Origin of the sequence: Spirosoma soli (genome assembly GCF_042684525.1) — a bacterium.
Classification (GTDB): Bacteria; Bacteroidota; Bacteroidia; order Cytophagales; family Spirosomataceae; genus Spirosoma; species Spirosoma soli.
Genome location: NZ_JBHULN010000016.1, coordinates 66,467 through 92,704 on the forward strand (window position 1 = coordinate 66,467; position 26,238 = coordinate 92,704).

Consider the following 26,238-nt stretch of genomic DNA (forward strand, 5'->3'; position numbering starts at 1 on the left):
GAGCAGCCGTTTTAGCGTGACCTGATACGTAAAGAAAGAAAAGGATGTTTTTACCCCTTCCTGAGGTTAGCCTTTATAATGTTCCGCGCCCAGAGGTGGTGAACGTAGTCACAGGAATCGGAGTCGGTGCCGGCTCATCCGTTGACTTAGAAGGGTTTGGTGTTAAGCCGGGTGCATTACGTTTGCCTCCGAACAGTCGATTAAACGAGCGGGTGTACAGGAAGCTTAGCCCGCCCCCCGTTGTGATCGTACTATTGAGGTTATACTGGCTTAAAATACTCTGCTGATTCCGGTTATACACCTTCGCCCGGAACCGGCCATCGGGCGTTATGAAATATTCCAGTGTCCACTCACCGAGTAAACTAGCCGCGTTGTACTGGCTCTGGCCGTACGTGAATCCGCCATCGCGGCTGATGCGTAACCGGTCGTTGAGCAGCCGGTATGAGAAACGAAGCTGTAAGTTGTTAAGCAAGTTTTCGTTCTGAGTACCCGTCGTGAAACCACCAAATGATACGCCCACGTCAAGGTTTTCGTCCAGGTTAGAGGCCACCCGGCTGATCTGGTTCGACAGCAACTCACTCACGCTATTGAACACTCCCGTGTTCACTTGCCCCTGATCAAACAAGCTGGTACCTTCGGGCAGTAACTGATTGAACAACAAAACACTGCTTACCTGACGCGTAAGTTCCTGGTCGTTGCTTTGCAGTCGTGACTCAAACGCGGTAACGGCCTGACGGTAATCAGACGTAGCTGGATACTCTTTCAGATCTAGATCATAGCTAATAGCCGGTGACCCCAAATCACCGTTCAGCTTGATAACTAAATCGACGGGGTAGCGACGCGTTTGATCGCTCCCCCGATTGGTTGGCGATGTGCTCGTTCCAGTATTTGGCAGCAATGGCGCCAGCGACGTATACTGCGTGTAAGCCGCCGTTACGTCCAGCAGCGCACCATAGGGATCACCCGTCCACGTAATGCGGCTATTTGAGCGAATCTGAAACCGTTTGTTTATGACATTCTGAAACGTAAAGGTGTATTCCCCCTTCTGAATCTCATAATTGCCCGTCATCGTGAAATCGCCTTTCGTGTCCACCTTCATAGCCAGCCGGCCCTGTCCATAGGCGCTGATAATATCTCCGGTCTGACGATCCAGCTGTATCTCGCAATAGGCATCGGGCGTAATGTCGAAGTTAAAATCCATCTGTATGCGCGACAGATCGATGTCACTACCGACATGATCACCGGAATGATTCGCCGTTTGGCTCGCTGGCTGACCCGATGTCGTTCCACTCCGGTTAACAAACCGAATCTGGTCGTCGGAGCTTACGGATGTTGCCCCATCCAATGGAATATAGATTCGGGTCCCTTTATTACTGGCTACGTTAGCACGTATGGTTAGGTTATTAAGCGGTCCATACAACTCGGCTTTACCTGTTACAACCGCCTGACCATAGAACAGATCATTATCTTTAGCGGTGGTGTTGAGGATTCTGAAATTCTTAAAATCCGCGTCGAATCCTAAGGTAAAGTAACGGAAGCCGTCATGGTAGACCCCTCCGCGCAGCTGGGCCGTATTGCCACTCGGATCGCGCAGGGTGAGTCGACGGGTAATGATTTCGTTTTCAGCAAAGTAGATCGTTTCATCGAACGTAAAATCGGCCTTCAGGTAATCAAAACGGCCCCGGCCACCTTTCACCGCTACTTCACCTTTCAGGACAGGCGCCGAAGGAGTACCCGTAACCGCTACCGAACCGCTGGCCACTCCGCCCAGGTTCGAAAACAGTCCTGTTGTGAACGGCTCCAGTATATTCAGGTTTGTATTGTTGAGTCTGGCACTCAAGGCCAAAGGATTCGTCTTTTGCTGGGGGGTGTAGTTACCAATCAGCGTCAGCACATCTGCGCCATTGCGGTTTACGTTTGCATCGACGTTGAGCCGTTGCGCCAGTTGGTCCCACTCACCCCGGCCCTTAATATCACCAATTAACGCGCCCTGATACGACAAAGCATTAACCGCTAGCTGGCTTTCTATGATGGGCGTTCCATAGATGTTACGCACGGATAAGGTGCCGTCTAAGGTGCCACCAAGGGTTGTGTTAAGCACAGAGTTGAGCGACGCTAGCAGGAAACTACGAGCCTCCAGATCAAGATGCTGAACTGAGTCTGGAGAAATCTTACCAGACGCCTGAATCAACTGATTTTGATTCAGAACAGACAAATTCCGGATAGTGTATTCATCGCCAACTTTCCGAATCAGGCTTTCGGGGTTGAGCGTCCAATCGCCATCCAGCACCCGTACTTTCGACTCCCGGAAGGTCAGGTCGATAGCGTCGCCTTTAAAGCGCAATTCACCATTTAGGTCAGCGTGATTTGAACTACCCGCCTGATCGACGCTACTGGTAAAATCAATATGATCAACGTCCCAGGAGGCCTCGACCTGTAGATTACGCGTCGGTAGAAATGTGCTAAGTGTTTGCCGTTTTGAAGAAATTATGGCCGATGCGAGCACCTCTTCCCCATAGGTAAACTTAGACGTCGTCAGATCGACATCGCTCGGCCCGAAGCCTACCTTACCAATCGTCAGCGAGTCGGTTTTTGCCGTAGCCGTCAGAAACGCGGTGTTGTCAAGCGTAAATCGGCCTTCCAGGCGCGTAGCCGGAGCCACATAGACAGATGGCGCCACAAAATCCAATAAGGGGGCAATGTTCTTAGCGATGAACTGGTAGTCTACGTTGTATCGCTCAACTGGCTTAGTAGCTCGTCTCGTCAGTTGCGCGACCCGTTGCCGTTTTCGTTCATAATAAGCCTTCATACCAGCGGCATCACCCACAAAATACAGTTGATATTCACGGGCTAATTGGGTCAGATCGTCAACCGTGCGCTGGGGTTGAAAGTTGCCTTGCAGGCGCGTCGTCAGGAAATCGGAATCCAGGTCAAAATAACGTTGCGTTCCAATTGAGTCACGTCGCTCCACAGACGACACCAGCGTGAGTTTATCTATGCTTAGGTTACGTCGATTGAGATTTAACCTGGCGTCGTTAAATGATGCACTGCCGACAATATCATCCAGTGTCTTTCCTTCCAGACGGATGTCTAAATTCGTTTTTACAATCAGTGAATCACGTAGGTAACCCAAGGCCCGCAAATCGGCATGTTGAATGGCACCACGCAGATCATAGTGGTTGCGTGGCCCGTTCAGATCAAATTCACCATCGAGGGCAAACGCCAGATTTTGATCACTGATGTTAACCTGCCCGTGGAAGAATGCTTTTTGTAGATTACCGCGTGCTACAATGTTACGGTAATTGTAGCCCTGCCAGCTAAACTGATCAAATCGGCCGTCAATGTCAATGTTAGCCTGCTCGAGGTCTGTTCCTTTGCCGGTAATACGTCCCTCTCCGTCTAGTATACCGAACTGATCGGGCTGATTAATGAGCTGGCCCAGATCAACGTGTTCTCCCCGCAGGTTAGCCGTATAGGTCGTCGGGGTAGCTTTAGTGGCAAGTTTCAGCGCCAGGTCGCCCGTTACGTCACCAATAGCCGTTTTGAAAGACCCTTTGGTTTTAAAATCATTGAACGCTCCGGCAAACGTAGCATTAAACCCAACGGTACCCAGCTTCTGGATGACCTTGTTGAATGACGAGTCCGGATAGTACTGCCGGATATCTGCCATGTTGACAACAGACGGGGTAAACGCAAAATCAACCGTTGTTTTGTCGATGTCGGGTAGGCCTTTCCAGGCTATGTTTCCTTTGAGTTGACTACGCCCTTTGGCCCCAAAGCGCAGGTCTGTGTTACTAAGTCGGAAGTCGTTAACCGTGCCGGTAAAATTGCCGGTCAGCAACCACGTCTCATCCAGTTCGCGCAGGTAATCCGAAAAATAGCCTAAGTCTTTTGATCGTACTTCACTGTCATGGAAGCGAGCCTGCATCACCACCCGGCTGTTAAAATGACTAAACGCGGACGGCTTATCGTAGAAAAAGGTTAGCCCATTACGTATCACAGAGTTGCCAATGTGGGCGTACAGTTTGGCCAATTCCAGCTTCGTATTGCAATACAGAAAGCGGGTGTCTAACTGCCGAACCCGCAAGCGCGAATCCCGATCAACACCGGATAAGCCTTTGATGTTAAGTGCGATGGTATCCCCCAGAACTAACAGATCGCTAACGTCGGCATTGAGGTGCTGGAAGGTAAAGTGGTCGTAGTCAAACCGCTTTGGATTGTTCATCAACGGTTCCCTCGGATCGTATAAAGTGTACGACCCATCGGCCAGCGTTACGCGCGCTACCGTAAACGGAACGTTCTGGTTGGGAATGCTGGGTTTGGTGGGATCGGAGGTCAGCTCTTCAATACGGGCAATGAAGTCATCCAGATTAGTGTCGCCATTCCTGGGATTTTTAATCATTCGGACGTCGGGCTTGTAGAGCACTACCTCGTCCAGGTGAATGTTATGAGCCGACGAATCCAGTAAGTTGCGGAGATTATAATCAGCGTCGAGCCGCCCGACGATAATCATCGGCCGACCTTGTCGGTCTTTAATGGTCAACTCTTCAAGCGTAAGCGAATCGAACCACTTGATGGAAACGCCTTTAATAGCAACCGGAAACAGGAGTTTACCCGATAGCCATTTAGCCCCCTCCTGCGCTAGTCGGGTTTGAACCTCAGGAATTTGCAGGCTCAGCAAAATTCCCAACGCCAAACCCACTACCGTCAGAAACAGGTAGAGCAGTGTTTTGAGAAATATGGCAAAAAACTGACGCATCCAGAACGGAAATGCCTAATGTACAATGAATAACGGAAATTAACCGCACGTTAGACGCTATAACAGAGGGAACGGTTTAATGGCAACTTCCATTATACATTCTACAAGAATCATTATCCATTAGTTTTGTAGATGTGAATATATTAGCAATTGAGTCTTCTTGTGACGAAACGTCGGCCGCCGTTTTAGCCAACGGTCATGTTTTGTCGAACGTGATTGCCACGCAATTAATTCATGAACAATACGGGGGTGTGGTGCCCGAACTGGCCTCCCGAGCCCACCAGCAGCACATTTTGCCAGTAGTCGACCGAGCGTTAACCGACGCAAATGTACCTAAAAATGAATTATCGGCGGTTGCCTTCACCCGTGGTCCGGGTTTGCTGGGCTCTTTGCTCGTGGGTGCTTCGTTTGCCAAAGCCTTAGCCCTTGGCCTGCGCATTCCGTTGATTGAGGTCAACCACATGCAGGCTCACGTGCTGGCGCATTTTATTGAGGCTCCTAAACCGTCCTTTCCGTTTTTGTGCCTGACCGTCAGTGGCGGGCATACCCAGATTGTCCGCGTTGACGGCCCGCTCGACATGACGGTCATTGGCCAGACGCAGGACGACGCCGTAGGCGAAGCGTTCGATAAATCGGCCAAGCTGCTCAGCCTTCCCTATCCGGGTGGACCACTTATTGACAAATACGCCAAAGAGGGTAATCCGCTGGCTTTTCGGTTTCCGATGGGTGATATGCCTAACCTCGACTTCTCGTTCAGCGGCATTAAAACGGCGATTATGTATTTCCTACGGGACAATATCCGAGTAAACCCTGATTTTGTGGCCGAACGTTTACCTGATATTTGTGCCAGTATTCAGCACACGCTGGTGCAAATGCTGTTGACGAAACTTAAGCGGGCAGCTCGTGAAACAGGCATTCGGGAGATTGCGATTGCCGGGGGCGTATCAGCCAACAACGGGTTACGCACAGCATTGATGCAAACTGGAGCCGAGCAAGGTTGGAACGTTTTCATCCCGCGTTTTGAATACTGTACTGACAATGCAGCTATGATTGCCATGGCTGCCCAGTTCAAGTATGAACATGGCGAGTTTACAGCGCAGGACGTTAGTCCCCTACCCCGAATGAGCTTTTGAATGGGGTAACTGACAACTAAATAGTAAACTTATCTTTGCACTTGTTCATTGCCCCCACCGACTAGCTCTTAATATGACTATTACCGACCTCCGAATTTATCCTATTAAATCGCTCGGCGGCATATCCGTGTCCGAAGCGACTGTTGAAGAGAAAGGCTTCCAATATGATCGTCGGTATATGCTGGTGTCGCCCAATGGCCAGTTTATCACCCAACGTGCCAATCATCAGATGGCCTTGATCGAGGTAGCTATTGCTGACGTCTCGAATCAGTCAGGTCAGGGGAAGTGGCTACGTGTCTGGCACAGAAATCATCCTGACGACGTACTGGAATTGCCATTAACTATTTCGGCAGCCTCCAGCGTTCCCACGGATCACAATTATTTACCGGTCGACATTTGGGACAGTAAAGAGGTGCCAGCCATTACGGTTAGCCCAGAGGCTGACCGTTGGTTTTCGAAAGTGCTCAATGAACCCTGCCGGTTAGTTTTCATGCCCGAAGTAACCCGTAGAGACGTAGATGCCAAATACGCCCAACCGGATAGCCAGGGACGCTTACCCGCCGTTAGTTTCGCTGATGGTTATCCGTATTTGTTGATTGGTCAGGCTTCGCTCGACGAGCTTAACCAACGGCTACCTGCGGGTAGTCCGTCAATGGAGATGGGTAGGTTCAGACCTAACATAGTCGTTGAGGGTAGCTCGCCGTACGAAGAAGACACTTGGTCGCACTTTCGGGTGGGCGGCATGGATTTCTACGGAGTAAAGCCCTGCGCTCGTTGTGTGCTGACAACCATTGACCCCGCAACGGGTCAAAAAGGAAAAGAACCGCTGCAAACCCTGGCTACGTACCGGCGGTGGAATCACAAAATTCTGTTTGGTCAGAATGTACTACCAGACCCAACGGCCGTGGGTGTGCTACGTGTAGGCCAAAAGTTGGAAGTTCTTAATCGTCAGGAGCCGTGGCTGGACGCACCCAACTTACCCCTTCAGAGTCGATAAAATTTTAGAACTTAACCAATAACCTGGAGTTATCTGCCTACGTTAATTGCCTTTTCTCTACTTTGCTTACACCTCTCCGCAACGCTTATTATCTGAGTTTCCCCGTCGTGATGGGGGCTGTTTTGTCGAATCGGATGGCGACCCGGCTATCCGATGTTGAGCCAATACACTGGGCTACTCCCATCGTGCTGGCATTAGCCGTCTTCGTCATCTACACCGTTGATCGACTTTTTGACGTGCAAAAGGCTGGCGCTTCTACGGCTACGCTGACAGCCCGGCACCGATTTCATCGCCAGCATGCCCCACTGCTATGGCGCGTTGTCGCTGTTGCGGCCTTATTGGCCCTAGTACTCGCTTTCTTTTTGCCAACCGGCGTTATCAAATTTGGGATTATCCTGGGGGGTATTTGTGCAGCCTATGTAGGGGCGGTGTTCCGGCTTCCGACACGACATCCGGCTTTGCTGCTGAAAGAGCCATTAGTCGCCCTATTGTATTCGGTGGGTATCTGGGGAAGCGTTTGGGTACAACGCCCCGTTGTGAGTGGTATTGAGATCACCGAGTTTGCGATGTTTATTGGTATCGCTTTTCAAAATCTTATTTTGTTCGATGTTATGGAAGTCCGCGAAGTTGCTAGTCAGCCGGTTTTCTCACTGGCGTCAGAATGGGGAGAGCCACGTTGTGATCTTATCCTTCGCTGGCTCACCTTTGGGGTTGTGGCAGCGGGACTTACAATTTGCTTCGTAACGCATGATCGCTTTGCGCAGCGTTCGGCGCTCATGCTGGCCCTGATGAGTTTAACCCTGTACAGCATCCAGCGGTATCCCGCTTATTTTCTCAGAAACGAACGGTACCGCTGGTTAGGTGATGGCGTATTTTGGATGCCTGCCTTGGTTTTATGACCTTTCGGGCACCATTTCTCGTTACTTTATGGCCATTGCCTTTACCTGCCCTCCCTCTTTTACGTCCCGACGCGTCAGAATATCAAGCAGAATCTCGGTCATATATTCTCGCTTGTTGAATACGATATCATGACGATTTTCGGGCAGTAAGAACTGTTTTACTTTGGCATTGACCAGGTGCTCCTGGGCAAAGGAAACATTTGTTGGATACACGAGATCATCCCGCTGACCATGTAGCATAGTGATGTTCGCCCGGATTTTAGGCCAATCGGGTAAGATAGCTTCCAATGCCTGCCGATGCGCTAATTTTTCATCATTGGCCAACCGTAGCAAAGGCGGTATCCCCCATCGTAACAACGGAGTATCCACCAGATAGCTGATAGGATAGGTACGTTCCAGTCCTGGCCCCAACGCCGACGATACAAACACCACATGATTAACTTGACCAGGATTGTTCATAGCTAATCGGGCTGACACCGATCCACCGTACGACGACCCAACAATCATCAGGTAAGGGGCTTTTCGGTAACGATCAATAAGTGGTTGTAAGAATTCTGCCTGTCGAACAACCGACGTTTCAACTCGGCCAAAGTTGGAGTATCCATAGCCAGGTCGATCTACAGCCACCAACTGAGCCCGGTTCAGCAGCATTGTATCCTTGAAAAACTCATTGAAAAACGATAATGAGCTGGGGGCGCCGTGCACAAACAAGACAACCGGCAATGCCGAATCGCCAGTACGAGCAGGCGTTTCCATATACCGGATCGTTCGCGGCTGATCATGACCATTGGCAATTTTGTAGTAGTGAACTTCCGGACGAATGCGTTGCCCCCGAAATTCTTCAGCCAACTCCTGGTCAGTTTGCCTAAAATCAACAAACCAGGCAACAACTAATACGCCAATTCCCAGCACTAATAATGTTAATAAAGCCCAGCGAAGGACGAGCAAAAACCGTTTCATAGCAATGTCTTCTCTAACTATAACTGCAAATCATCGGCCAAAGGTTTTCGGAAAATTAGAAACCTGTGCGAGTGGCAAACATTTCGGATACCAGCCCGTTTGGTTGAGAACAACAAACCTGCAATACGTTATGAAAGAAAAAGCCGATGCCCCCGCTCAGATTAGCCAAAGTGATCTCGACCGGCCAAACCCGAATGTCCCTGGCGATACGGCGATTAGCGATACTGCCACGCGGGAAGAAACCTTGCAAGCGCTGCAAGCAAACGACGCCGAGAAGATGACGCCTGATGAAGCAAATGAATTAAGTACTGATGATGACAAATAAGCGATAAGTAGAGATGATTACGATGTTAATCAGGCGGATGCTGTGTATCCGCTACTCTACTTCGCTTTCCACGGCTAAGAAGTGGGTTAACGCACCCTGACTGTCATACAAAGGGTCAATCGCTACCCGGCAGATATAAGGCTCACCGTTCTTGCGGTAATTCAGTAAATCGGCTTTTACAGGGTCAGCGGCACGAAGCGACTCACGCACCCGCATAATTGTTGCTAGGTCCGTACCCGGTCCTTGTAAAATCTGGGGCGTTTTTCCGATTGCCTCATTGTGAGTGTATCCAGTCATGGCCAGGAAATTGCGGCTCGTCCATAAAATGGTCTTCGACAAATCAGTAAGCACAAGCGTGTGCCCGGTCTGTAACTTCTTAAGGTATGAGTTGCGTTGGCGTCTGGACATATCCCAGTCAAATATATCACCAAGTTGTCGGAACAAGTTGGCTTCTTTACGCTTAGCTCGTTCCTGAGCCTGGGTAAGCATAAATATTTCGTAGCAAGCCACCGGATATGGTCGGTTGCCGTCCTGTTGTGACCGGCTATACACGCGGTTCACCAATTCAATATACGACTCCGACGTTATCATGGTTGTTTTTGGTTAAGGCTTCCTGAGAAGAAATGTACTACTTAGTGCTGGCTAATTCTAACCGGAAAGCGTTATTTATTTATTACGATCGCTTTTTAACTATTTTTTTTGAGACAAAACAAGTTGATTCCCAGTAGATGAAGCACTGTTTCGTCAAAAACTATCAAGTTTTTTAAAAAGCTTTCTTGTGTATAACACCAAAAGCCCCTACTTTTGTGCCACGATAAAGGAAAAACGGCAAACGTTGACCACTTATCAGCATGGTTCGGTAGTTCAGTTGGTTAGAATACCTGCCTGTCACGCAGGGGGTCGCGGGTTCGAGCCCCGTCCGGACCGCCAACAGAAAGCCCCGCAAATTTGCGGGGCTTTTTTCATATAGTCCCGACTCGACTATGTTCCAGATCCGTCACCTTACGGCTTACCTTGAAGCCTTTGCCCCTCTTGCCTATCAGGAATCTTACGATAATTCAGGATTACTCGTTGGCGATCCAGACACAACCATTACAGGCGTTCTCGTTACTCTGGATGCCACTGAAGCCGTCATCGACGAAGCCATTGCCAAAGGTTGTAACGTTGTAGTCGCCCACCACCCGATTGTGTTCAAAGGGCTTAAAAAACTGAACGGCAAGAACTACGTAGAGCGAGCAGTGATCAAAGCGATCAAAAACGACGTAGCACTTTATGCGGCTCATACGAACCTCGACAATGTGGCAGGCGGAGTTAATTTTAAGATAGCTGAAAAACTTGGCCTTCAGCAGGTGCAAATACTGGCTCCTAAATCGCAAGTATTAACCAAGCTCGTTGTATTTGTTCCAGATAAAGATTTATCAGCGGTTTTGACCGCTATCTACGAAGCTGGGGCCGGTCGCATCGAAGCGTATGAACATTGTTCGTTCCGGGTAGGTGGCACAGGTACGTTTCGACCACTGACCGGGGCTAACCCAGTTGTCGGGGCAGTGGAGCAAGATGAAACCGTGAGCGAACAACGGCTGGAAGTACTGCTACCAACCCACCTCGAACGTAACGTAGTGGCCGCTATGAAGAAAGCCCATTCCTACGAAGTACCAGCTTATGACCTGTATGCGCTCAATAATAGCAACCAGACTGTCGGGTCGGGAGCGGTGGGTAACCTGGCCGAACCGATGGATGGAAAAACGTGGCTTGCCTATCTCAAAGAAAAAATGAGTCTGAATCTGATCCGGTATACCCAATTACCAGATCACCCTATCCAACGTGTAGCCGTGTGCGGAGGTGTAGGGAGCTTTCTGCTACCGGATGCCATTCGGGCCGGGGCCGATGTGTTTGTAACGGCTGATTACAAATACCACGAGTTTTTTGATGCCGATGGCCGTATCGTTATTTGTGATATTGGCCATTATGAAAGCGAAGTCTTCACGAAAGAGTTGATTAGCCAGCATTTGGCAAAAAAATTTACTACTTTTGCGGTAATTTTATCTGAAACGGATACGAACCCGGTTCGATACTTCATATAGCACTAACTACTTTCCGAATGGAACTGACGATTGCGCAAAAATTAGACGCCCTTCTTAAACTGCAATCCCTTGATTCACAATTAGACGAACTTATCAAAATTCGCGGTGGCCTCCCCGAAGAAGTACGTGATCTGGAAGACGACATCGCTGGCTTCGAGACCCGTATTGGTAAGTTCCAGGCCGAAATCAAGACGCTGGAAGAAGAGATTGAGCGCAACCGTGTTGCCAAAAAGGACGCTGAAAAGCTGATTACCAAATATAAGGATCAGCAGATGAACGTCCGTAACAACCGCGAGTTTGACGCCATCTCAAAAGAGATCGAATTACAATCGCTTGAGATTGAACTGGCTGACAAACGTATTAGCGAAGCTCAATTCCGCGTTCGGGGTAAAGAAGAGGAAATCAAGACGACACAGAGCGCCCTCAATGAGCGTAAGGAAGATTTAAAAGCGAAGAAACAGGAACTCGATCAGATTACGTCTGAAAGTCAGGAGGAGGAAAAAGAAATCATCCGGCAACGTGATGAGCAGGCGACAACCATCGAGACGCGACTCTTGAATTCTTACAACAAGATCCGCGGCAACGCCCTCAACGGATTAGCGGTCGTAATGGTGAAACGCGGTGCTTGTGGCGGTTGCTTTAACGTAGTACCTCCACAACGCCAGGCTGACATCAAAGACAAGAAGAAAATCATTGTCTGCGAACATTGCGGCCGGATTTTCGCCGACGTTGAAGGTGTTCCCGAACCGGCTCCGGTTGGTCGCGGACGCTAGTTCTGAATTAGCAAGTTGAACGCACAAGTACTACAGAAAGAGCTGATTTACTCGGATGCAAGTCTGCGTAGGTCAGCTCTTTCTGTGTTAATCGTTTTCTTATCGTTCACTACGGTACCTGCGCAGGATTTTGTCTGGACATCTGGTCTACAACGGGCTTACTCTGACCTCCAGAAGCTGAAAGTGCAATCGGCCCGGCAGGCGTTGATTAAAGAATCGCCCGCCAATGGTGTCCGTATCTTCCTCGACGATTATGCCGATATGCTCACACTGGTGACCTCAGACGATGATCGGCTATTTGCTAACTTCAGCAAGCGTGAAGACGACCGGCTTGATGCTCTCCAGGCGTTAGACGATAAATCGCCTTGGCAACGGGTTATGCAAGCCGAAGTGCGATTGCATTGGGCATTCGCTAAACTGAAATTTGGCAAAGAACTTAGCGCCAGTTGGGACGTTATCCGCGCCTACAAACTACTGTCAGAAAATCAGCGAAAATTCCCAAACTTCCTGCCCACTTACAAGTCGCTCGGTACGTTGCATGTTATGATTGGCTCGGTACCGGAGAATTATGTTTGGGTAGCCAATCTGCTCGGTTTACGGGGCAGCGTTCGTCAGGGGCAGCAGGAGTTGCAACGAGTGCAGAACGATCCAATCTTTCGGCTCGAAGCGCAGTTAATTGACCTGATGGTACGTGCTTATATACTTAAATTCACCGATGCGGATAGCCGAACATTGGCGCAGCTTATCAGTGGCAATCCTGACAATTTACTGCTTCACTTCTTCGGAGCCACCATTGAGCAGAAGAACGGCCGTGGTGAGCAAGCTCTTATTTACTTAACCAGCCGTCCCCGATCTGACGGCTACCAGTCCTTGCCAGTGATCGAGAATATTTTAGGAGATATTTATCTGCAAAAAAGTGAATATTCTACGGCAAAGACCCATTTTCAACGTTTCGTAAGCACGTACAAGGGGCAGAACTTTTTAAAAGATTCGTACTATAAACTGTTCCTTTGTCAATGGCTGGCGGGCCAATCCGATACGATCACGCGTCCTTTTTTACAAACAGTATTAACGGTTGGGCGCACAACGGTCGAGTCAGATAAAGCCGCTCAAAAGTTTGCCGAAGCCTATTTAGAGCGGGGAGCATCCCCCAATCAGAAAGTCCTGATGCGTGCCCGACTGGCTTCGGATGGCGGCTTTACGGATAGCGCCCTCGCCTATCTTCGCCCTTATAACGAGGCAAAGTTTATGTCGGCAGTCGAGAAAGCGGAGTATAATTACCGAATGGGACGTATCTATCAGCGCCGGAACGATCCCGATGCCGCGCTGCCTTACCTCCGCCGTGCCCTTGCTATCAGTGAACCTGATCAACTCTCTTTCGGAGCGGTATCAGCCTTACAATTGGGATACATCTACCAACAAAAGAACGACCGCACACAGGCACGGTCGTTCTTCCAGAAAGCGCTCAGCTTCAAACGCCATGAATATAAAAACAGCGTTGACAATAAAGCCAAGGCGGGATTAAGTCAGTTATAAAGTTGCATGGTGCGCCGGAAAACTTTATAACTACTCTAAAGCGGCTACACCCGGTAGCACTTTACCTTCCATATATTCGAGCAGTGCGCCACCACCGGTTGATACGTAACTAACGCGGTCGCCGTAGCCAGCCTGGTTAACGGCCGATGCCGAGTCGCCACCGCCGATGAGCGAGAACGCGCCGTTTTCTTCGGTGGCTTTTACAACCGCTTTAGCAATAGCATTAGTGCCGGTAGCAAAGTTTTCGAACTCAAATACGCCCATAGGGCCATTCCAAAGAATCGTTTTTGACTTCAATACTACGTCTGTAAATAGCTTGATAGTCTCAGGACCAATGTCTAGTCCTTCCCAACCGTCAGGAATCTGTCCAGTGGCTACGGTTTGTCGATTCGCATCGTTCGAGAAATCATCAGCGCAGACGTTGTCAACCGGCATATAAATGGTAACGCCTTTTTCCTCAGCCTTTTGCAATAATTCTAGAGCTAAGTCCTGCTTGTCGGCTTCGAGCAACGACTTACCGATCTGACCACCCTGCGCTTTGGTGAAGGTATAGGTCATGCCACCGCCAATGATGAGGTTATCTACTTTGTCGAGCAGCTTCTCAATAATCAGGATTTTATCGGAGATTTTAGCTCCTCCCATGATAGCCGTAAACGGCCGCTCGGCGTCTTCCAGAATCTTTTTGGCGTTGTCTAGTTCAGCCTGCATCACGTAGCCGCACACCCGGTCCTGGAAAAACTGTCCGACAACGGCCGTACTGGCGTGGGCGCGATGAGCCGTTCCAAAAGCATCATTCACCCACACATCGCCCAGTTTTGAGAGCTTTTCAGCAAACGATACGTCTCCTTTTTCTTCCTCTTTGTAGAACCGTAGGTTTTCCAATAGCAGAATCTCACCCGGCTGCAAACTAGCTGCCTGATCGATGGCTGATTGTCCAATGCAATCATCCGCAAATTTCACCTCCCGGCCAAACGCTTCGTTAAGAGCGGGTAGCAAATGTTTAAGGGAATATTTTTCTTCGGGACCACCTTTCGGCCGACCGAGGTGCGACATCAAAATAGCCGAACCCCCATCGTTGACAATCTTCATGATCGTCGGGATCGTCGCTTTAATGCGCGTATCGTCGGTGATGTTATACTCTTTGTCAAGTGGAACGTTGAAATCCACCCGAACGAGGGCCTTCTTGCCAGCAAAATTGTAGGAATCTACGGTTTTCATGCGACTGCGTATGGTCGTTGGTTAACGGGGCCAAACTTAGCGGTTTTTCGCCAGACACGAACGGGAAGTTAGTTTCGGTACTTAAGGGTTAGCGATACGTAGAGTCGTAAAGCGGGCGATCTGGTCGAAATCGATGTCGTTATGCAGTACGGGAACGCCGTAAAAGATAGCGTAGTGGGCAATCAGGCAGTCGTTCGGCTTACGGATGGTTACCCCTTTCTGCCTCAGCGAGCGATATAATGTAGCGGCTTCAATGGCAGCTTCAACAGGGTCGAGTAAAAGTATGGGTACGCTTAAAAGCACCTCCCTTACATCCCGAAAATCTTTGTCACTCCGAATCCCCTGTAATACTTCTTGTAAAATGGTGGGCGTGGCGTAAACGGGTACTCTTTGAGTAAAATACGTACCCAACAAATTCGTTTCCGGAGAATAATTGCTCTTTTCATTAAACCAGTCAATCCAAACAGAGGTGTCAACTAAAATGGATTCCATCTATAGTTGAGAAGTTGGTTGAGATTCATCATTCCAGAATTCAATTTTACCCCGCATTTCCAGAAGCCGCTGGTTTGCTTGAAGCACAGTCACGTATCGTTCTAAAGCACGTTGGATAACTTCATCAGTGTTATAAATGTGGCTCAGCTGCTTAGCTTTATTTAGCAATTGGTCATCTAGTTTTACGCTCGTTTCCATTTACTTATACTTTCTTGTAAAACTAATTAATTTTGAAGAGTATCAGTACTTACCCTCGCTCCCACCGCCACCAAACTCTCCCCCTCCAAACCGAAGACTGTCTTTTGGCCCTTGCTGAGTACCGCTTGCCGCCTGAATAGCCGCTATTGTTTGAGCATTAACGAGCAGGTTATCGGGCGAGTCCTCATCGGGATCATCCGTAAAGCCATGTTTAGACTGACCGGGTGTTCCACTACGCAGGTAACGAATGCCAGCAACCGCCAGCCCAATTAGCGCTAATCCCAGTACAGTCAAAAACGTGTTCAGCGCCAGCAAACCAACGTACTTGTGTATGGTCATTGTAGCCCCAATTAGCCCTACTTCGCCGAGAATGATGAGCATTCGGTTTTTCCTGGTCAGGCCCTGCTGTATGTATCCAATCGGGATGGCAAACGTTAGTAACCAAAATAAACCCGACAAGCCAATCGGTGGGGCAACGTCAGGAATCGGTTTTAGCAATACCCCGTTTAGCTCTCTGACTACAAAGTAATTACCGCCAGCGGCTAACATAACAAGCGCGATCCACTGCGCCAGGTTTATTGAATCGGTATAGCAGGGTTGTTTTGCCGTTAAGCGAGTTAACCGTTTTGTCATAAAATAGACAATTAACGATACGCTCATTATAATAAAAGGCAGTGCTGTACGTCCCCAGCTAAAGTCTAATGTTTTGTCAAATACAAAAGCGTAGAACGTAGCTAAGGTCAGAAAGGCAATAAGGGTGTCGCTGTAATACCATAGAACGAGTATCAGTAGCGGCAGGGTAAACAGACAATGCGTCGCAACAGACAAACCTGTGGGCAATAGTTGATTCAGGCCAAAGGCCAGAAAGCCGGTTAGCGTAACCGCGAAAGCATTATCGACCCCGTTATGGTACAGTTGTTGACGGTTGATTAACACCTGGCCCACAATACCAATGAAAATTCCAAACACGACATTGAAAATGCTGTACGTACTACGCTCTGAAAGCAATCCCGAAAAGATGGTATTCAGCAGGAGATAAACGCCCAAAATAGTAACCGTTGTAAACAGGAACAGCCCTATTTCGATGAAGCCGTTCGTCCGCCGAAAGCCAATCGGGTAATTCTGCTCAATGGCTGCCATCTGCGCGTCCGTGAGCAGCTTCTGTCGATGCCATCGCTCCGATTGCCGAACGACTTCCCAGTTATAAACCCATTGTTCGTTATACGCTCTCATGTACGGTGTTTCCTTTCGGTAGTTGACTCATCAGGTAGGCCACCAAGCCAATACCCGTCAGAATAAAATACCAGTAATACAAGCCATCGCCCCAGCTGGTGGGGTGCAGATAATGGAAAAATAAGTAGGTGACACCGATGTAGCCGTATACCGCACTCATCAGTAAAAATAAAAACGATTCAGCCTGACCCGCTCCTGTTGGATCACCAGCCCGATAAGCACGGTGTTCCAGTCGGGCATACCGATCGAAAGCAACACACGTAACGGCAAGGCCCAGTGCAAACCAAATTACCGACTCTTCAAAATTGAACAGGCCGCCCAGGAGCGCTATCAGCAGCAGATTCCCCGCAATTGTCAAATACGTATAGGTGAAATGTGCCTTAATGCCCTGTTTTCGTAGGGTAAGGGCAACAGCAATTAAGAGTATGGCCAGCCCGATGGACGATAAAACGGTTGTCTGGTCAAAAAAATTAGTTTTGAAATACAGCTCAAGTGGCCGTACGGTAACGCCTACCCAGGAGATTAACGCGGTCAACGCCATCCCCAATACGCCCCGGTGATCAAAACGATACGCTAACGGCAGAAACAGCAGGGCAGGAAGTAAGGTCACCAGGCCATACCGATCGCCAAAAACATTATACTGATATTGAGCGTAGCCTTCCAGGGTCAGGAACAGGAGACAACCGAGAATAAGCGCGTAATCGCCGAAAGCAGAGCGACTACGAGTCTGTCCTTTTGTCCATTCCGGCCGCGAACGCCAGGCGAAGGCAAAGCAGGCAGCACAACCCACGGCCATTGCCAGTAGCAGGGCACTATGGCCAATCTGATCGAAGTTATCGTATACCAGCAAACCCAATCCTGAACTCAGCAGCAGTATCCCGACGTATAAGGTTGCTCTTAATTCCCAGTGGAGCGAAAAAGGCCTTTTCTGATCTGATTCAACAATTTTCGCTTGCTGACCAGCCGATATAATACCTTGTTTGCTCAACTCGTTCAGGACATCATTTGGGGACATAAATGGCTCTTTTTTTGTTACTATAACGTGGGTGGAAACCCGCCAATTATTACCAGTGCTGGTTTCCATCGGTATGCCGCATCACTACTTTACTTTATGATCGGACGTCAGAAAGTTTTACTCACCCCTCGCTACTACCTCGACAATTTCCGCTACGTGCTGGACTTTGTTAAACGGCTGTATGGCGGTTTATTGAACGACGCCGAATGGAATTTCATCCAGAGGTTCGAAGCGCTGAGTCTCGATGCACAATGTTTATACGTTCGTTTTAGTAACCGCAAAGGACTCTTTTTTCGCATTAATAAACTACAATACAACGAAATAACTGACCTGCCGGCTGCTGTTGGCGAGCTCTTGATGGCTGGATTTATCGAGCGCTTATCGACTCACCATGAAGGTATGGGCGATTTGGCACTGGGTGTATTTACTAAACCCGAATTGCTTGAATTGTTACCGCTGGAACCTGAAGAAATCAAGCCACTGGCTAAAGAGAAAAAGGAAGGTGTCGTACGTTACGCCTTGCAGGAACTCAATTTTGGGGAGGTAGTGACCAGCCTGACGACCCGCGAGACCGTCGTGAGAATGAACTTTGAAGCCGAGGGCATGATGATTAAGTACTTGTTCTTCGGCAACCGGGGTGGCAACATGACGGAGTTCGTGGTGCGCGATTTGGGCATGGTCAACTTTGAACGGTACGATGAAAGCAAAATGACCGCTCGCTTCCGTACACGTAAGGAAGTGGAAGACAAACTGCTGATCTCGCTGACGAACGAAGAGTTCTACGACCTTAAAGAAGCGGAAACCCCGGCTGATGACATTTATAACTGGTTTCTGAACTGGAACGAAACCCGGCCTGAGTTAACTGAGATTGCCATTCCGGGCTACCAGAAGCTGGTGTGTAAAGTAGGCGCTTATCTGGAGCGTCAGAAGCTACCCGAACAGGCGTTGGCTGTCTATGAATTATCGGATCGAGTACCGGCGCGGGAACGGCGCGTTCGTTTGCTGTACAAGAACGGATCGGTTGACGAAGCGTTAGCCCTCTGCGACGAGATTGCCGTAAAGCCGTTGAACGCCGAAGAGCGATATTTCGCGAATGACTTCCGCGAAAAGATACTGGGGGCGGGGGCCAAAAAGCGTACCCGTAAAGCTACTACACGCTTCTTGTCGGATGCCGAGAGCGTAGACATTCCTGCGGCCTACCGCCACCACGTTGAAGCGGGCGTTATGAATCACTACCTCGAACAGGGGTACGACGCTGCGTTTACCGAAAACTATCCGTGGCGAGGGCTATTTGGCCTAGTGTTCTGGGACATCATTTACGATGCTAACGTATCTGCCATTCACCATCCCTTGCAGCGGGCTCCGTCCGATTTTTATCTGCCCGATTTCTACCTGAAACGCGAAGAACTTCTCAAGAAGCGGCTCGCTGAACTAGCCACAAAAGACGACTGGCGACGGCATACGGGCCGCATGTTCAACGCGAAGTACGGCATTACGAACGTACTGGTCGACTGGTCGGATGAGCTCATGACGCTCGTACATCGCATGATTGAGCTGCTGGATACGGAGCAACTTGGCCTGATTCTGCTCGAAATGGCCCGCAACGTACGGGAGCACACGCGCGGCTTTCCCGATTTGCTGGTTTGGAACGATCAGGGCGAATATGATTTCGTCGAAGTTAAGTCCCCTACCGACCACCTCGGGCCACAGCAACTGCATTGGCTGGAGTTTTTTCAGACCATTGGCGTACGGGGCAAAGTCGTCCGGGTGATTTGGGAGTTGTAGTTAAAACGTGTAGCTTGATTGTTTAAATGGAAGCTTTATGGAAATGATCCGTCAATTTGCCGTGCCTCACAATGGAGTTGTGCAGGTACCAGTCCCTGAAGAATTTAATGATCAGGAAGTGGAAGTGCAGGTTATTCTGACCGCTAAGCCACAGGAAGCAAAAGCGAAGCCTACTAAAAAAGGTGGCCTAAGCCATTTAGTAGGAAAGTATAAGCATTACACTGCTGAGCAAAATCAGGAGATTGAAAATGAGTTGCGAGATCTGAGAGATTCATGGGAAAGAAATATCTCTTAGACACTAACATTGTTACTAAGACACTCTAGGGCTTAATGCCAGAAAGAGGCTTAGAATTTATGACAACTGTTTTGGAGGCAACTCCAAATCTATCTGTTATTAATCGAATTGAGCTTTTAGGATGGATACCGAAAGATCCCAATTTTGCAATTGATTTAAAATTATTTGTCGCAACTTCGCAAGAATTCGGCTTGACTGAAGACATCATCGAGCAAACTATTCTCATCCGGAAAGGTGTCAAGATTAAACTTCCTGACGCTATTATTGCCGCTACTGCTATTGCAAATGGATTAACGTTACTATCCGACAACGATACCGATTTCTTGCGGGTGCCTCGGTTGAAGTACGTTAATCCAGCAAGGTTATAACAACCTCAATAGGCTATTTGAGCCAGCCGCCCGTGAAGCCAGCCTTTTGCAAACCACGCCGAATATGTGGGTTCTTTTTCATTAGGTTCCAGACGAAGCCCGTTCGCAGATTTTCGGCCATCAGCAAAATTGGTCCCTGATCAATACCGAGATAATCTACATCAAACCAGCCGACATCGGTTGGTCCATTCGCGAAGGATGACCTATACCGATACGTTGGATTGAACGCGTCGCGGAAGCCGTAGGTGCCGTAAAGTTTCGCCCCGTATTTTGCTTTCATAGCCCGCAACGCCGGTACACAAATTTCGGGCGCAAACGCCATCGACCCACCAGCTGCCGTGGGAGCAATCGTCCCATCGTCCACGACTTGGGTGGAGGCCGCTCCTCTCGCCCGATACGAAAAAAATTGTCGTCCGTTCACAGTTGTATCCTTCGGGCCATCGCAGGCGGTTAAGCCCCAGATTGTTGGACCGTAATCCTGCCATTTACCTGGATTGGCTACGCAATACGCCCGATTAGCGTAGGTGGCCCGGCGGGAGTTTTCGGCGTAGTCAATGCCTTTGCCTCGCATATATTCGTCGCGGATACCCCGAAAGTCGATCCAGGTATGCGAGTATTGATGTCCAAACAATGGATCAAAGTTGACATGCGGCTGATCGTAAAATGTAGCCCACGGGTACGACTTAGTCCAGGCAGGCCACACCTCCGGCCCAACTGTGTGCGTCGGTGAACCAAGGGCCAATATGTATAGCAGCATTCCTTCGTTATAGCCGGTCCAGTCACTCTTGATAAATCCCGTTTCGGGATGCCAGCCCATCGAGATAACCGGCCGTCTTGCCTGAAACCATGTCCAGTCAACACGGCCGTAGATCTGGTCAGCTAATTGGCGTATTTCGGATTCAACGGGCGTATTCTGATCAAAGTAGGTTTGCGCACTAAGAATACCCCCTAACAACAAAGCCGTATCAATCGTGGATAATTCAACCTTTTTAAACCGTTCTCCGGTTTTCATATCCAGGAAATGGTAGAAAAAACCCTTGTACCCAGCTATTCCCGTTGCCTTCTCCGACTGTGGAGCTCTGGCAAAGAAACGAAGCGTTCGCAACGTTCGGTCGGCGGCTTGCGCCCGCGTGATGTAATTCCGCTCGACGCCAACCAAGTAAGCGGTTAGCCCAAAGCCAACAGCTGCAATGCTGCAAAATGAAGGCGATGGCGCCCGATCGGGTACTAGGCCGTTTTCCGGGTTAGCGGTATCCCAAAAATAGCGAAACGTATCGCGTTGCAGGCTATCCAGAAAGGCCTGATCCGCAGCCGACACTATGTAAGACGTTAACGGGGGTTTAGACTGGCCACAGACAGCAGACAACGAGCCACAAAGAATAGTGAGAATCAGTAATTGTTTCATAAGCAATTAGAAACACGGATGGCGCGGATTTTATCTCAATTCTCATCCGTGGGAATCTGCGCCATCCGTGTCCCACTATTAGTACTGCGGATTCTGCGTTAACACGCCCCCACTCAGCTGAATTTGCGTTTGAGGAATGGGAAACACTTCGTTCTTGCCTTTCACAAACGTTTTACCATGAGCGGCAAATGCCTGAACGGCCCGCCCTGGCTGAACATCTTCCTGACGGATTAGGTCGAAGAAACGGTCGTGCTCCATGGCTAGTTCAACGCGCCGTTCGTGCCAGATTTTGGCCAGATCAATTGTTGCCTGGGCCGGTAAGACAGCGCGGGTGCGCAGGCGATTGATGTCAGCTAGGGCTTCAGCGCTTCGACCCAGCGCCTGGGCGGCCTCGGCATGAATGAGCAGCACCTCCCCTAACCGCAGGATTCGTAAGTTCTTGGGCAATCGGTCATTGTTACCGCAATTCCGTTCGGCCGTGCGGCTGTGATAAGCTTTATAGTTATACCGGTCATTCTCGACCGAATCACGGCTGGGTACCCGGAAACCGTCCCACAGCACCGTTCCGCGCGGAGCCGGGTTGATGAACATAATGGTAGCGTCACGCCGTGTGTCGTTAGGTTCGTATTCATCGAGCAGGCTTTGCGAAGGTGTATTAAAACCAAAGCCCAAGTCAGACCATCCACGACGGCCACCCGCCCGGGGCCCCTGGCAAACGACATACAGGTTAATAGCTGCTGTGCAGGATAGATTGATACCGGTTTGCACTTCAAAAATAGATTCAACACTATTAGCGCCCGTTTCGCGCCATATATTGGCGTAGTTTGGTAAGAGGTCATACGTACCCACCTGATTCTTGATGATCGAGTCGGTTAAGGTATACGCCTGTTGCCAGTTTTTCTGATATAGATACACCTTAGCCAGCATGCCCATAGCAGCTGCTTTGGTAGCTTTACCCGTTTGCGTTTGGGCTTTAATGGGTAGATTAGTAGCCGCAAACCGCAGGTCATTGATGATGAAGTTGTACGTCTCCTCACGTGTGGCTCTGGCCTGCAACGCCGTATTGTTGATTTGATCGACCGGCGGTACGCCCTGGAGAATAGGAACGCCCCCAAAAAAGCGCACCAGATTGAAATAAAAGTAGCCCCGTAGGAAACGAACTTCGGCTTCGTACTGGTTGCGAGTCGTCTGATCGACCGGACTGAGCGGAATCAGCGAAAGCGCCTGGTTGGCTCTGGCAATCGACCGGAAATACGCTGACCATAAGTCGTTAATGTTACCCACGTTAGGCGTTGGATTCAGATTATCAAACGTGCCAAACGAATTGGCACCATCAGCGGGGCTGCTACCTTTATCACCATCGTCGGAAGCAATGTTGGTCATGCCGACAAACGTAAAGCCGTGCATATTCTCCTCCCACAGACTATTGTAAACGCCCGTTACCAGGCTCTGGGCAGCAGCCGGGTCACTACGAACAGCCGCTTCGCTAATTTGACCCTGAGGAGGTGTATCCAGAAATTCCTTACAGCCCGTTAGTCCCAGCCCCGACATGGCGACCAGCAACGTAGCACGGATGAAGAGTTGAGTATAATTCATATTGATAAAGTCGATTGGTTAGAAACCCACGTTGAGTCCGACGGCAAACGTGCGGGTGGTTGGGTATGAGTTAAGTTCAATGCCAGAGTCCAGCGGACCGCCGGGTAGCTCAGGACTAAACCCGCTGAACTGTTTGATGGTAAACAAATTCTGCGACGTCACATAGATCCGGGCCGTACGAAGTTTTACCTTATCCTTTAACGCTGCCGGGATTGTATAACCCAGCGTCAAATTATTAAGCCGGATAAATGAGCCCGATTCGACAAAATAAGTCGATGCTGGAGTTGCCGACGTAATGATGCGTGGATCGGTCTGCGAAGGCCGATTGGTGGTCCAGCGGGCGTCGGCGTAGGCCGCTTCAATATTGTCAGTATTCTCAAAACGGAATGCTTTTTTCCCGTTATAAACCTTATTACCAGCATTACCATACACGTCGGCCGCCAGGTCAAAGCCTTTATAGCTCAACCCTAGATTAATACCGTAGTACAGTTTTGGCTGATACGACCCGGCATAAATTCGGTCGTTATCGTTGATAACGCCGTTACCGTCAACATCCTGATATCTAAGATCCCCCGGCCGGACATTAGCCCGGTCGCCAAACACGGGGGCCCCGTCAATCTCGGCCTGGTTTTGAAAGACGCCAATGGCATTCAATACGTAAAAACTTCCGACCGGCTGTCCATTATCACTGCGGGTAACGAACCCTTGCTGACCAACGCCACCCGCCAGCAACGCCTGCCCCCCATTGAGTCCAATCAACTCATTCTTGTTGGTTGTCAGGTTACCGCCGATGCTGTAGCTCAGTCCGCTTTCCAGTGTTTCTTTCCAGTTCAGCACAAACTCAAACCCACGGTTACGGAACGAAGCAATGTTGGTCAGAAACTGGTTGTCTGGATCACCGAAAATGGCCGGAATGATGCGGAAAGCCAGGGCATCGCGGGTTGTTTTGCTGTAATAATCAATCTCACCGGTCAGCCGGTTATCAAACAGGGCGAACTCTACACCGGCGTCAATCTGCTGGGTACGCTCCCACTTTAGCTGCTGGTCTTTAATATCTTGAATAGCGTTGCCCAGTGTAAGTCCGTTATCATAAAAATAAGGTATGTTGACATTGGCCGTTAAAATATACGCGTTACTGGCAATGTTATCGTTGCCTAGTATGCCCCAACTACCCCGGAACTTTAGGAAGTTGAACAGCGACTGGTTCTTCATAAAGGCTTCGTCAGAGATGACCCAACCTATCCCAGCCGTCGGAAAATAGCCCCACCGTTCTCTAAATTTCGAGCTGCCATCGGCGCGCAACGACGCGTTGAACAGGTATTTATTTTTAAGGCTGTACGTTACCCGCGTCACAAACGACTGACGTGTCTGTAAATCGCCACCGCTAGCGTTACTCAGTTGCTGGTCAGGATTACCGAGTCGTAAATACCACAGATTTGGATCATTCGGTACATTGATCCGGGAAGCCAGCAGTGTGTCCGATGTGAACTGCTCAGTCACTGCCCCCAGTAAAAACGTCAAATTATTATCACCAAAGGTTTTATCAATTGTCGCCGTATTATCGATGATGTAGCGCAGTGACCGGCTCTCATTGACATTGAGCTGGCTGTTCTGCTGCCGCTGGTTACCACCGGCCGTAACGAACGTATTAGCGTCGTTCTGAAAAGCGCGTAAATACGTTCGATCACGGTTAAAAATCAGGTCGCCATTAAAAGCTGAACGTAACGTAAGCCACTCGACGGGTTTGTAGCTAAGCGCCAGATTCCCCTGCAATCGATTATTGATGATACGCTGGTCGCGGGCGTCCAGACTTAACAGCGGATTGCCCACATTACCGAAGGCCGACAGGTTACCGTATTTGTCGCCTACCTTGGCGGGCACAATGGGAGCCGCCCGGTATAAGCTCGAATACACGCCGTCCAGATTAACGGCTTTTTCGTTACCTCTCGAAAACGAAAGCTGATTACTGAAGGTCAGCTTATCATTGATCTTAACCTCGTTATTGGCCCGGATCGTCAGTCGCCGGAAGTCATTCGTTTTCACTACGCCAACATCCGTGAAATAACCCGCGCTGAAGAAAAACGTATTTCGTTCGCTGCCACCGGAAATAGAGAGGTTATGATTCGATTGGGGGGCATTCCGCAGCGCCTGGTCATACCAGTTCGTTGTTTGATCGGAGGTCAGGGGCGGGTTGTTGACATTCTGATTGGGAGCAGCATCGGCCAGGTAACTAACGTACTGATCGCGGTTGGCCATCTGGACCAGATTCGCCGGTTGCCGAACACTGAAATTAGCATCGTATTGTACCTGTGTCGCTCCCGACTTACCGCGTCGGGTGGTCACAATCACAACACCATTCGCAGCTCGAACCCCGTAGATAGCCGCTGACGCATCTTTCAAGACTTCAATGCTCAGAATATCGTTGTTGCTGATATTCCGAATGTCGTCCGTCAACACCCCATCGACTACGTACAATGGGCTCACCCCGGCGAGCGCCGAGCCAACGCCCCGCACCCGAATCTGCGGCTGCTCATTCGGGCGACCCGAAGCAATGACCTGCACCCCGGCTAACCGGCTCTGTAACGCCTGCGTAGGTGTCTGAACGGGATATTTAACAATTTCTTCGCCTTTAATCTGGGCGACAGCTCCCGTCAAGTCGCGTTTTCGCTGGGTTCCATACCCAACCACGACGACCTCATTCAATGTTTGGGTATCATCTGCCAGCGTAACGTTTATAGCCGTCTGGTTTCCAACAGCAACTTCCTGATTGGCAAAACCAATGTAGCTGAATACCAATACCGACTGATTAGTTACGCCGGTAAGCTGGAAGCTACCATTGGCATCAGTTGTTGTCCCACGGGTGCTGCCTTTCAGGGTTACGGTTACGCCGGGTAAGGGCTGCCCTTGTGAATCAGTTACTTTACCAGAAACCGAAACGCCAGTCTGGCTTACGGCTGGACTGGCAGTTGACTGGCCCGCATTGATCTGGCCATTGATCGCGGTCTGTGAACCGGGCGATACACTGGTAGCTTGCGGTGACATTGGTGTAGCCGGGGTTCCGGGGGTATTAACGCTCTGCCCCCATCCGACAACACTCCAAAGCACCCCTAATAATACTAAGTAGCGCAGTTTGTTCATAAGTGAGATAAGATAGTACTGATAATTCC

Annotated in this window: 21 protein-coding genes and 1 tRNA gene; 11 read left to right on the plus strand and 11 right to left on the minus strand. The window is 49.6% G+C overall.

Annotated features, from left to right (window positions below; all coding sequences use genetic code 11):
• Positions 1–73: 73 nt before the first annotated feature.
• A complete protein-coding gene (locus ACFSUS_RS21600) occupies positions 74–4,759 on the minus strand; it encodes a translocation/assembly module TamB domain-containing protein (protein WP_381525834.1) in 4,686 nt (1,561 codons plus the stop codon).
• A 134-nt stretch (positions 4,760–4,893) separates the two neighbouring features.
• Between ACFSUS_RS21600 and tsaD the strand changes: the two genes are divergently transcribed.
• From tsaD to ACFSUS_RS21615, 3 genes are all read left to right on the plus strand, one after another.
• Positions 4,894–5,892 (plus strand): tRNA (adenosine(37)-N6)-threonylcarbamoyltransferase complex transferase subunit TsaD, encoded by a 999-nt coding sequence (gene tsaD / locus ACFSUS_RS21605; protein ID WP_381525835.1) that lies wholly within the window; start codon positions 4,894–4,896, stop codon positions 5,890–5,892.
• A gap of 73 nt (positions 5,893–5,965) precedes the next feature.
• Positions 5,966–6,889, plus strand: coding sequence for an MOSC domain-containing protein (locus tag ACFSUS_RS21610; protein WP_381525836.1), 924 nt, complete (start codon positions 5,966–5,968; stop codon positions 6,887–6,889).
• A gap of 62 nt (positions 6,890–6,951) precedes the next feature.
• Positions 6,952–7,788, plus strand: a complete 837-nt coding sequence (locus ACFSUS_RS21615) for a UbiA prenyltransferase family protein (RefSeq protein ID WP_381525837.1) — start codon at positions 6,952–6,954, stop codon at positions 7,786–7,788.
• A gap of 21 nt (positions 7,789–7,809) precedes the next feature.
• Here ACFSUS_RS21615 and ACFSUS_RS21620 read toward each other — a convergent pair whose 3' ends face one another.
• On the minus strand, positions 7,810–8,748 hold the full coding sequence (locus ACFSUS_RS21620; RefSeq protein WP_381525838.1) for an alpha/beta fold hydrolase: 939 nt from the start codon (positions 8,746–8,748) through the stop codon (positions 7,810–7,812).
• A gap of 4 nt (positions 8,749–8,752) precedes the next feature.
• On the opposite strand from ACFSUS_RS21620, the gene ACFSUS_RS21625 reads away from it, so the two are divergent.
• Positions 8,753–9,073, plus strand: a complete 321-nt coding sequence (locus ACFSUS_RS21625) for a hypothetical protein (protein ID WP_381525839.1) — start codon at positions 8,753–8,755, stop codon at positions 9,071–9,073.
• 51 nt (positions 9,074–9,124) lie between these two features.
• Here the strand turns inward: ACFSUS_RS21625 and ACFSUS_RS21630 are convergent, their stop codons facing one another.
• Complete coding sequence (locus ACFSUS_RS21630) at positions 9,125–9,664, minus strand: PAS domain-containing protein (protein ID WP_381525840.1); 540 nt, start codon at positions 9,662–9,664, stop codon at positions 9,125–9,127.
• A 262-nt stretch (positions 9,665–9,926) separates the two neighbouring features.
• Between ACFSUS_RS21630 and ACFSUS_RS21635 the strand changes: the two genes are divergently transcribed.
• From ACFSUS_RS21635 to ACFSUS_RS21650, 4 genes are all read left to right on the plus strand, one after another.
• A tRNA-Asp gene (locus ACFSUS_RS21635) sits at positions 9,927–10,003 on the plus strand.
• Positions 10,004–10,056: 53 nt separating this feature from the next.
• On the plus strand, positions 10,057–11,157 hold the full coding sequence (locus tag ACFSUS_RS21640; protein ID WP_381525841.1) for a Nif3-like dinuclear metal center hexameric protein: 1,101 nt from the start codon (positions 10,057–10,059) through the stop codon (positions 11,155–11,157).
• 17 nt (positions 11,158–11,174) lie between these two features.
• On the plus strand, positions 11,175–11,930 hold the full coding sequence (locus tag ACFSUS_RS21645) for a zinc ribbon domain-containing protein (RefSeq protein WP_381525842.1): 756 nt from the start codon (positions 11,175–11,177) through the stop codon (positions 11,928–11,930).
• Positions 11,931–12,014: 84 nt separating this feature from the next.
• Positions 12,015–13,466, plus strand: coding sequence for a tetratricopeptide repeat protein (locus ACFSUS_RS21650; RefSeq protein WP_381525907.1), 1,452 nt, complete (start codon positions 12,015–12,017; stop codon positions 13,464–13,466).
• A gap of 30 nt (positions 13,467–13,496) precedes the next feature.
• Here ACFSUS_RS21650 and ACFSUS_RS21655 read toward each other — a convergent pair whose 3' ends face one another.
• From ACFSUS_RS21655 to ACFSUS_RS21675, 5 genes are all read right to left on the minus strand, one after another.
• Positions 13,497–14,684 (minus strand): phosphoglycerate kinase, encoded by a 1,188-nt coding sequence (locus tag ACFSUS_RS21655; RefSeq protein WP_381525843.1) that lies wholly within the window; start codon positions 14,682–14,684, stop codon positions 13,497–13,499.
• An 81-nt stretch (positions 14,685–14,765) separates the two neighbouring features.
• Entirely contained in the window at positions 14,766–15,176 is a 411-nt protein-coding gene (gene vapC / locus ACFSUS_RS21660; RefSeq protein ID WP_381525844.1) for a type II toxin-antitoxin system VapC family toxin, read from the minus strand.
• Positions 15,177–15,374, minus strand: a complete 198-nt coding sequence (locus tag ACFSUS_RS21665) for a type II toxin-antitoxin system VapB family antitoxin (protein ID WP_381525845.1) — start codon at positions 15,372–15,374, stop codon at positions 15,177–15,179. It lies immediately after the preceding gene.
• Positions 15,375–15,416: 42 nt separating this feature from the next.
• The gene (locus tag ACFSUS_RS21670) at positions 15,417–16,607 is read right to left on the minus strand and encodes a hypothetical protein (protein ID WP_381525846.1); all 1,191 of its coding nucleotides are present in this window, start codon (positions 16,605–16,607) and stop codon (positions 15,417–15,419) included.
• Positions 16,594–17,622: a DUF2157 domain-containing protein gene (locus ACFSUS_RS21675; protein ID WP_381525847.1), complete on the minus strand. Its 1,029-nt coding sequence runs from the start codon at positions 17,620–17,622 to the stop codon at positions 16,594–16,596. The genes ACFSUS_RS21670 and ACFSUS_RS21675 overlap by 14 nt, the downstream gene beginning before the upstream one ends.
• A gap of 96 nt (positions 17,623–17,718) precedes the next feature.
• Between ACFSUS_RS21675 and ACFSUS_RS21680 the strand changes: the two genes are divergently transcribed.
• The 3 genes from ACFSUS_RS21680 to ACFSUS_RS21690 are packed head-to-tail and all read left to right on the plus strand — an operon-like array spanning position 17,719 to position 20,070.
• Positions 17,719–19,407 (plus strand): VRR-NUC domain-containing protein, encoded by a 1,689-nt coding sequence (locus ACFSUS_RS21680; protein ID WP_381525848.1) that lies wholly within the window; start codon positions 17,719–17,721, stop codon positions 19,405–19,407.
• A gap of 37 nt (positions 19,408–19,444) precedes the next feature.
• Positions 19,445–19,702, plus strand: a complete 258-nt coding sequence (locus ACFSUS_RS21685; protein WP_381525849.1) for a hypothetical protein — start codon at positions 19,445–19,447, stop codon at positions 19,700–19,702.
• Positions 19,703–19,737: 35 nt separating this feature from the next.
• A complete protein-coding gene (locus tag ACFSUS_RS21690) occupies positions 19,738–20,070 on the plus strand; it encodes a PIN domain-containing protein (RefSeq protein ID WP_381525850.1) in 333 nt (110 codons plus the stop codon).
• Positions 20,071–20,083: 13 nt separating this feature from the next.
• Here the strand turns inward: ACFSUS_RS21690 and ACFSUS_RS21695 are convergent, their stop codons facing one another.
• The 3 genes from ACFSUS_RS21695 to ACFSUS_RS21705 form a co-directional block, all read right to left on the minus strand.
• Positions 20,084–21,475 (minus strand): glucoamylase family protein, encoded by a 1,392-nt coding sequence (locus tag ACFSUS_RS21695; protein ID WP_381525851.1) that lies wholly within the window; start codon positions 21,473–21,475, stop codon positions 20,084–20,086.
• Positions 21,476–21,553: 78 nt separating this feature from the next.
• A complete protein-coding gene (locus ACFSUS_RS21700) occupies positions 21,554–23,071 on the minus strand; it encodes a RagB/SusD family nutrient uptake outer membrane protein (protein WP_381525852.1) in 1,518 nt (505 codons plus the stop codon).
• Between the two features lie 18 nt (positions 23,072–23,089).
• A complete protein-coding gene (locus tag ACFSUS_RS21705) occupies positions 23,090–26,209 on the minus strand; it encodes a SusC/RagA family TonB-linked outer membrane protein (RefSeq protein ID WP_381525853.1) in 3,120 nt (1,039 codons plus the stop codon).
• Between the last annotated feature and the right edge of the window lie 29 nt (positions 26,210–26,238).

Bases quoted from the DNA above. Each gene is read 5' to 3' on its own strand.
- ACFSUS_RS21600 (WP_381525834.1), bottom strand. From the start codon at position 4,759: ATGCGTCAGTTTTTTGCCATATTTCTCAAAACACTGCTCTACCTGTTT.
- ACFSUS_RS21610 (WP_381525836.1), top strand. From the start codon at position 5,966: ATGACTATTACCGACCTCCGAATTTATCCTATTAAATCGCTCGGCGGC.
- ACFSUS_RS21620 (WP_381525838.1), bottom strand. From the start codon at position 8,748: ATGAAACGGTTTTTGCTCGTCCTTCGCTGGGCTTTATTAACATTATTA.
- ACFSUS_RS21625 (WP_381525839.1), top strand. From the start codon at position 8,753: ATGTCTTCTCTAACTATAACTGCAAATCATCGGCCAAAGGTTTTCGGA.
- ACFSUS_RS21630 (WP_381525840.1), bottom strand. From the start codon at position 9,664: ATGATAACGTCGGAGTCGTATATTGAATTGGTGAACCGCGTGTATAGC.
- ACFSUS_RS21640 (WP_381525841.1), top strand. From the start codon at position 10,057: ATGTTCCAGATCCGTCACCTTACGGCTTACCTTGAAGCCTTTGCCCCT.
- ACFSUS_RS21645 (WP_381525842.1), top strand. From the start codon at position 11,175: ATGGAACTGACGATTGCGCAAAAATTAGACGCCCTTCTTAAACTGCAA.
- ACFSUS_RS21655 (WP_381525843.1), bottom strand. From the start codon at position 14,684: ATGAAAACCGTAGATTCCTACAATTTTGCTGGCAAGAAGGCCCTCGTT.
- vapC (WP_381525844.1), bottom strand. From the start codon at position 15,176: ATGGAATCCATTTTAGTTGACACCTCTGTTTGGATTGACTGGTTTAAT.
- ACFSUS_RS21665 (WP_381525845.1), bottom strand. From the start codon at position 15,374: ATGGAAACGAGCGTAAAACTAGATGACCAATTGCTAAATAAAGCTAAG.
- ACFSUS_RS21670 (WP_381525846.1), bottom strand. From the start codon at position 16,607: ATGAGAGCGTATAACGAACAATGGGTTTATAACTGGGAAGTCGTTCGG.
- ACFSUS_RS21675 (WP_381525847.1), bottom strand. From the start codon at position 17,622: ATGTCCCCAAATGATGTCCTGAACGAGTTGAGCAAACAAGGTATTATA.
- ACFSUS_RS21680 (WP_381525848.1), top strand. From the start codon at position 17,719: ATGATCGGACGTCAGAAAGTTTTACTCACCCCTCGCTACTACCTCGAC.
- ACFSUS_RS21685 (WP_381525849.1), top strand. From the start codon at position 19,445: ATGGAAATGATCCGTCAATTTGCCGTGCCTCACAATGGAGTTGTGCAG.
- ACFSUS_RS21690 (WP_381525850.1), top strand. From the start codon at position 19,738: ATGCCAGAAAGAGGCTTAGAATTTATGACAACTGTTTTGGAGGCAACT.
- ACFSUS_RS21695 (WP_381525851.1), bottom strand. From the start codon at position 21,475: ATGAAACAATTACTGATTCTCACTATTCTTTGTGGCTCGTTGTCTGCT.
- ACFSUS_RS21700 (WP_381525852.1), bottom strand. From the start codon at position 23,071: ATGAATTATACTCAACTCTTCATCCGTGCTACGTTGCTGGTCGCCATG.
- ACFSUS_RS21705 (WP_381525853.1), bottom strand. From the start codon at position 26,209: ATGAACAAACTGCGCTACTTAGTATTATTAGGGGTGCTTTGGAGTGTT.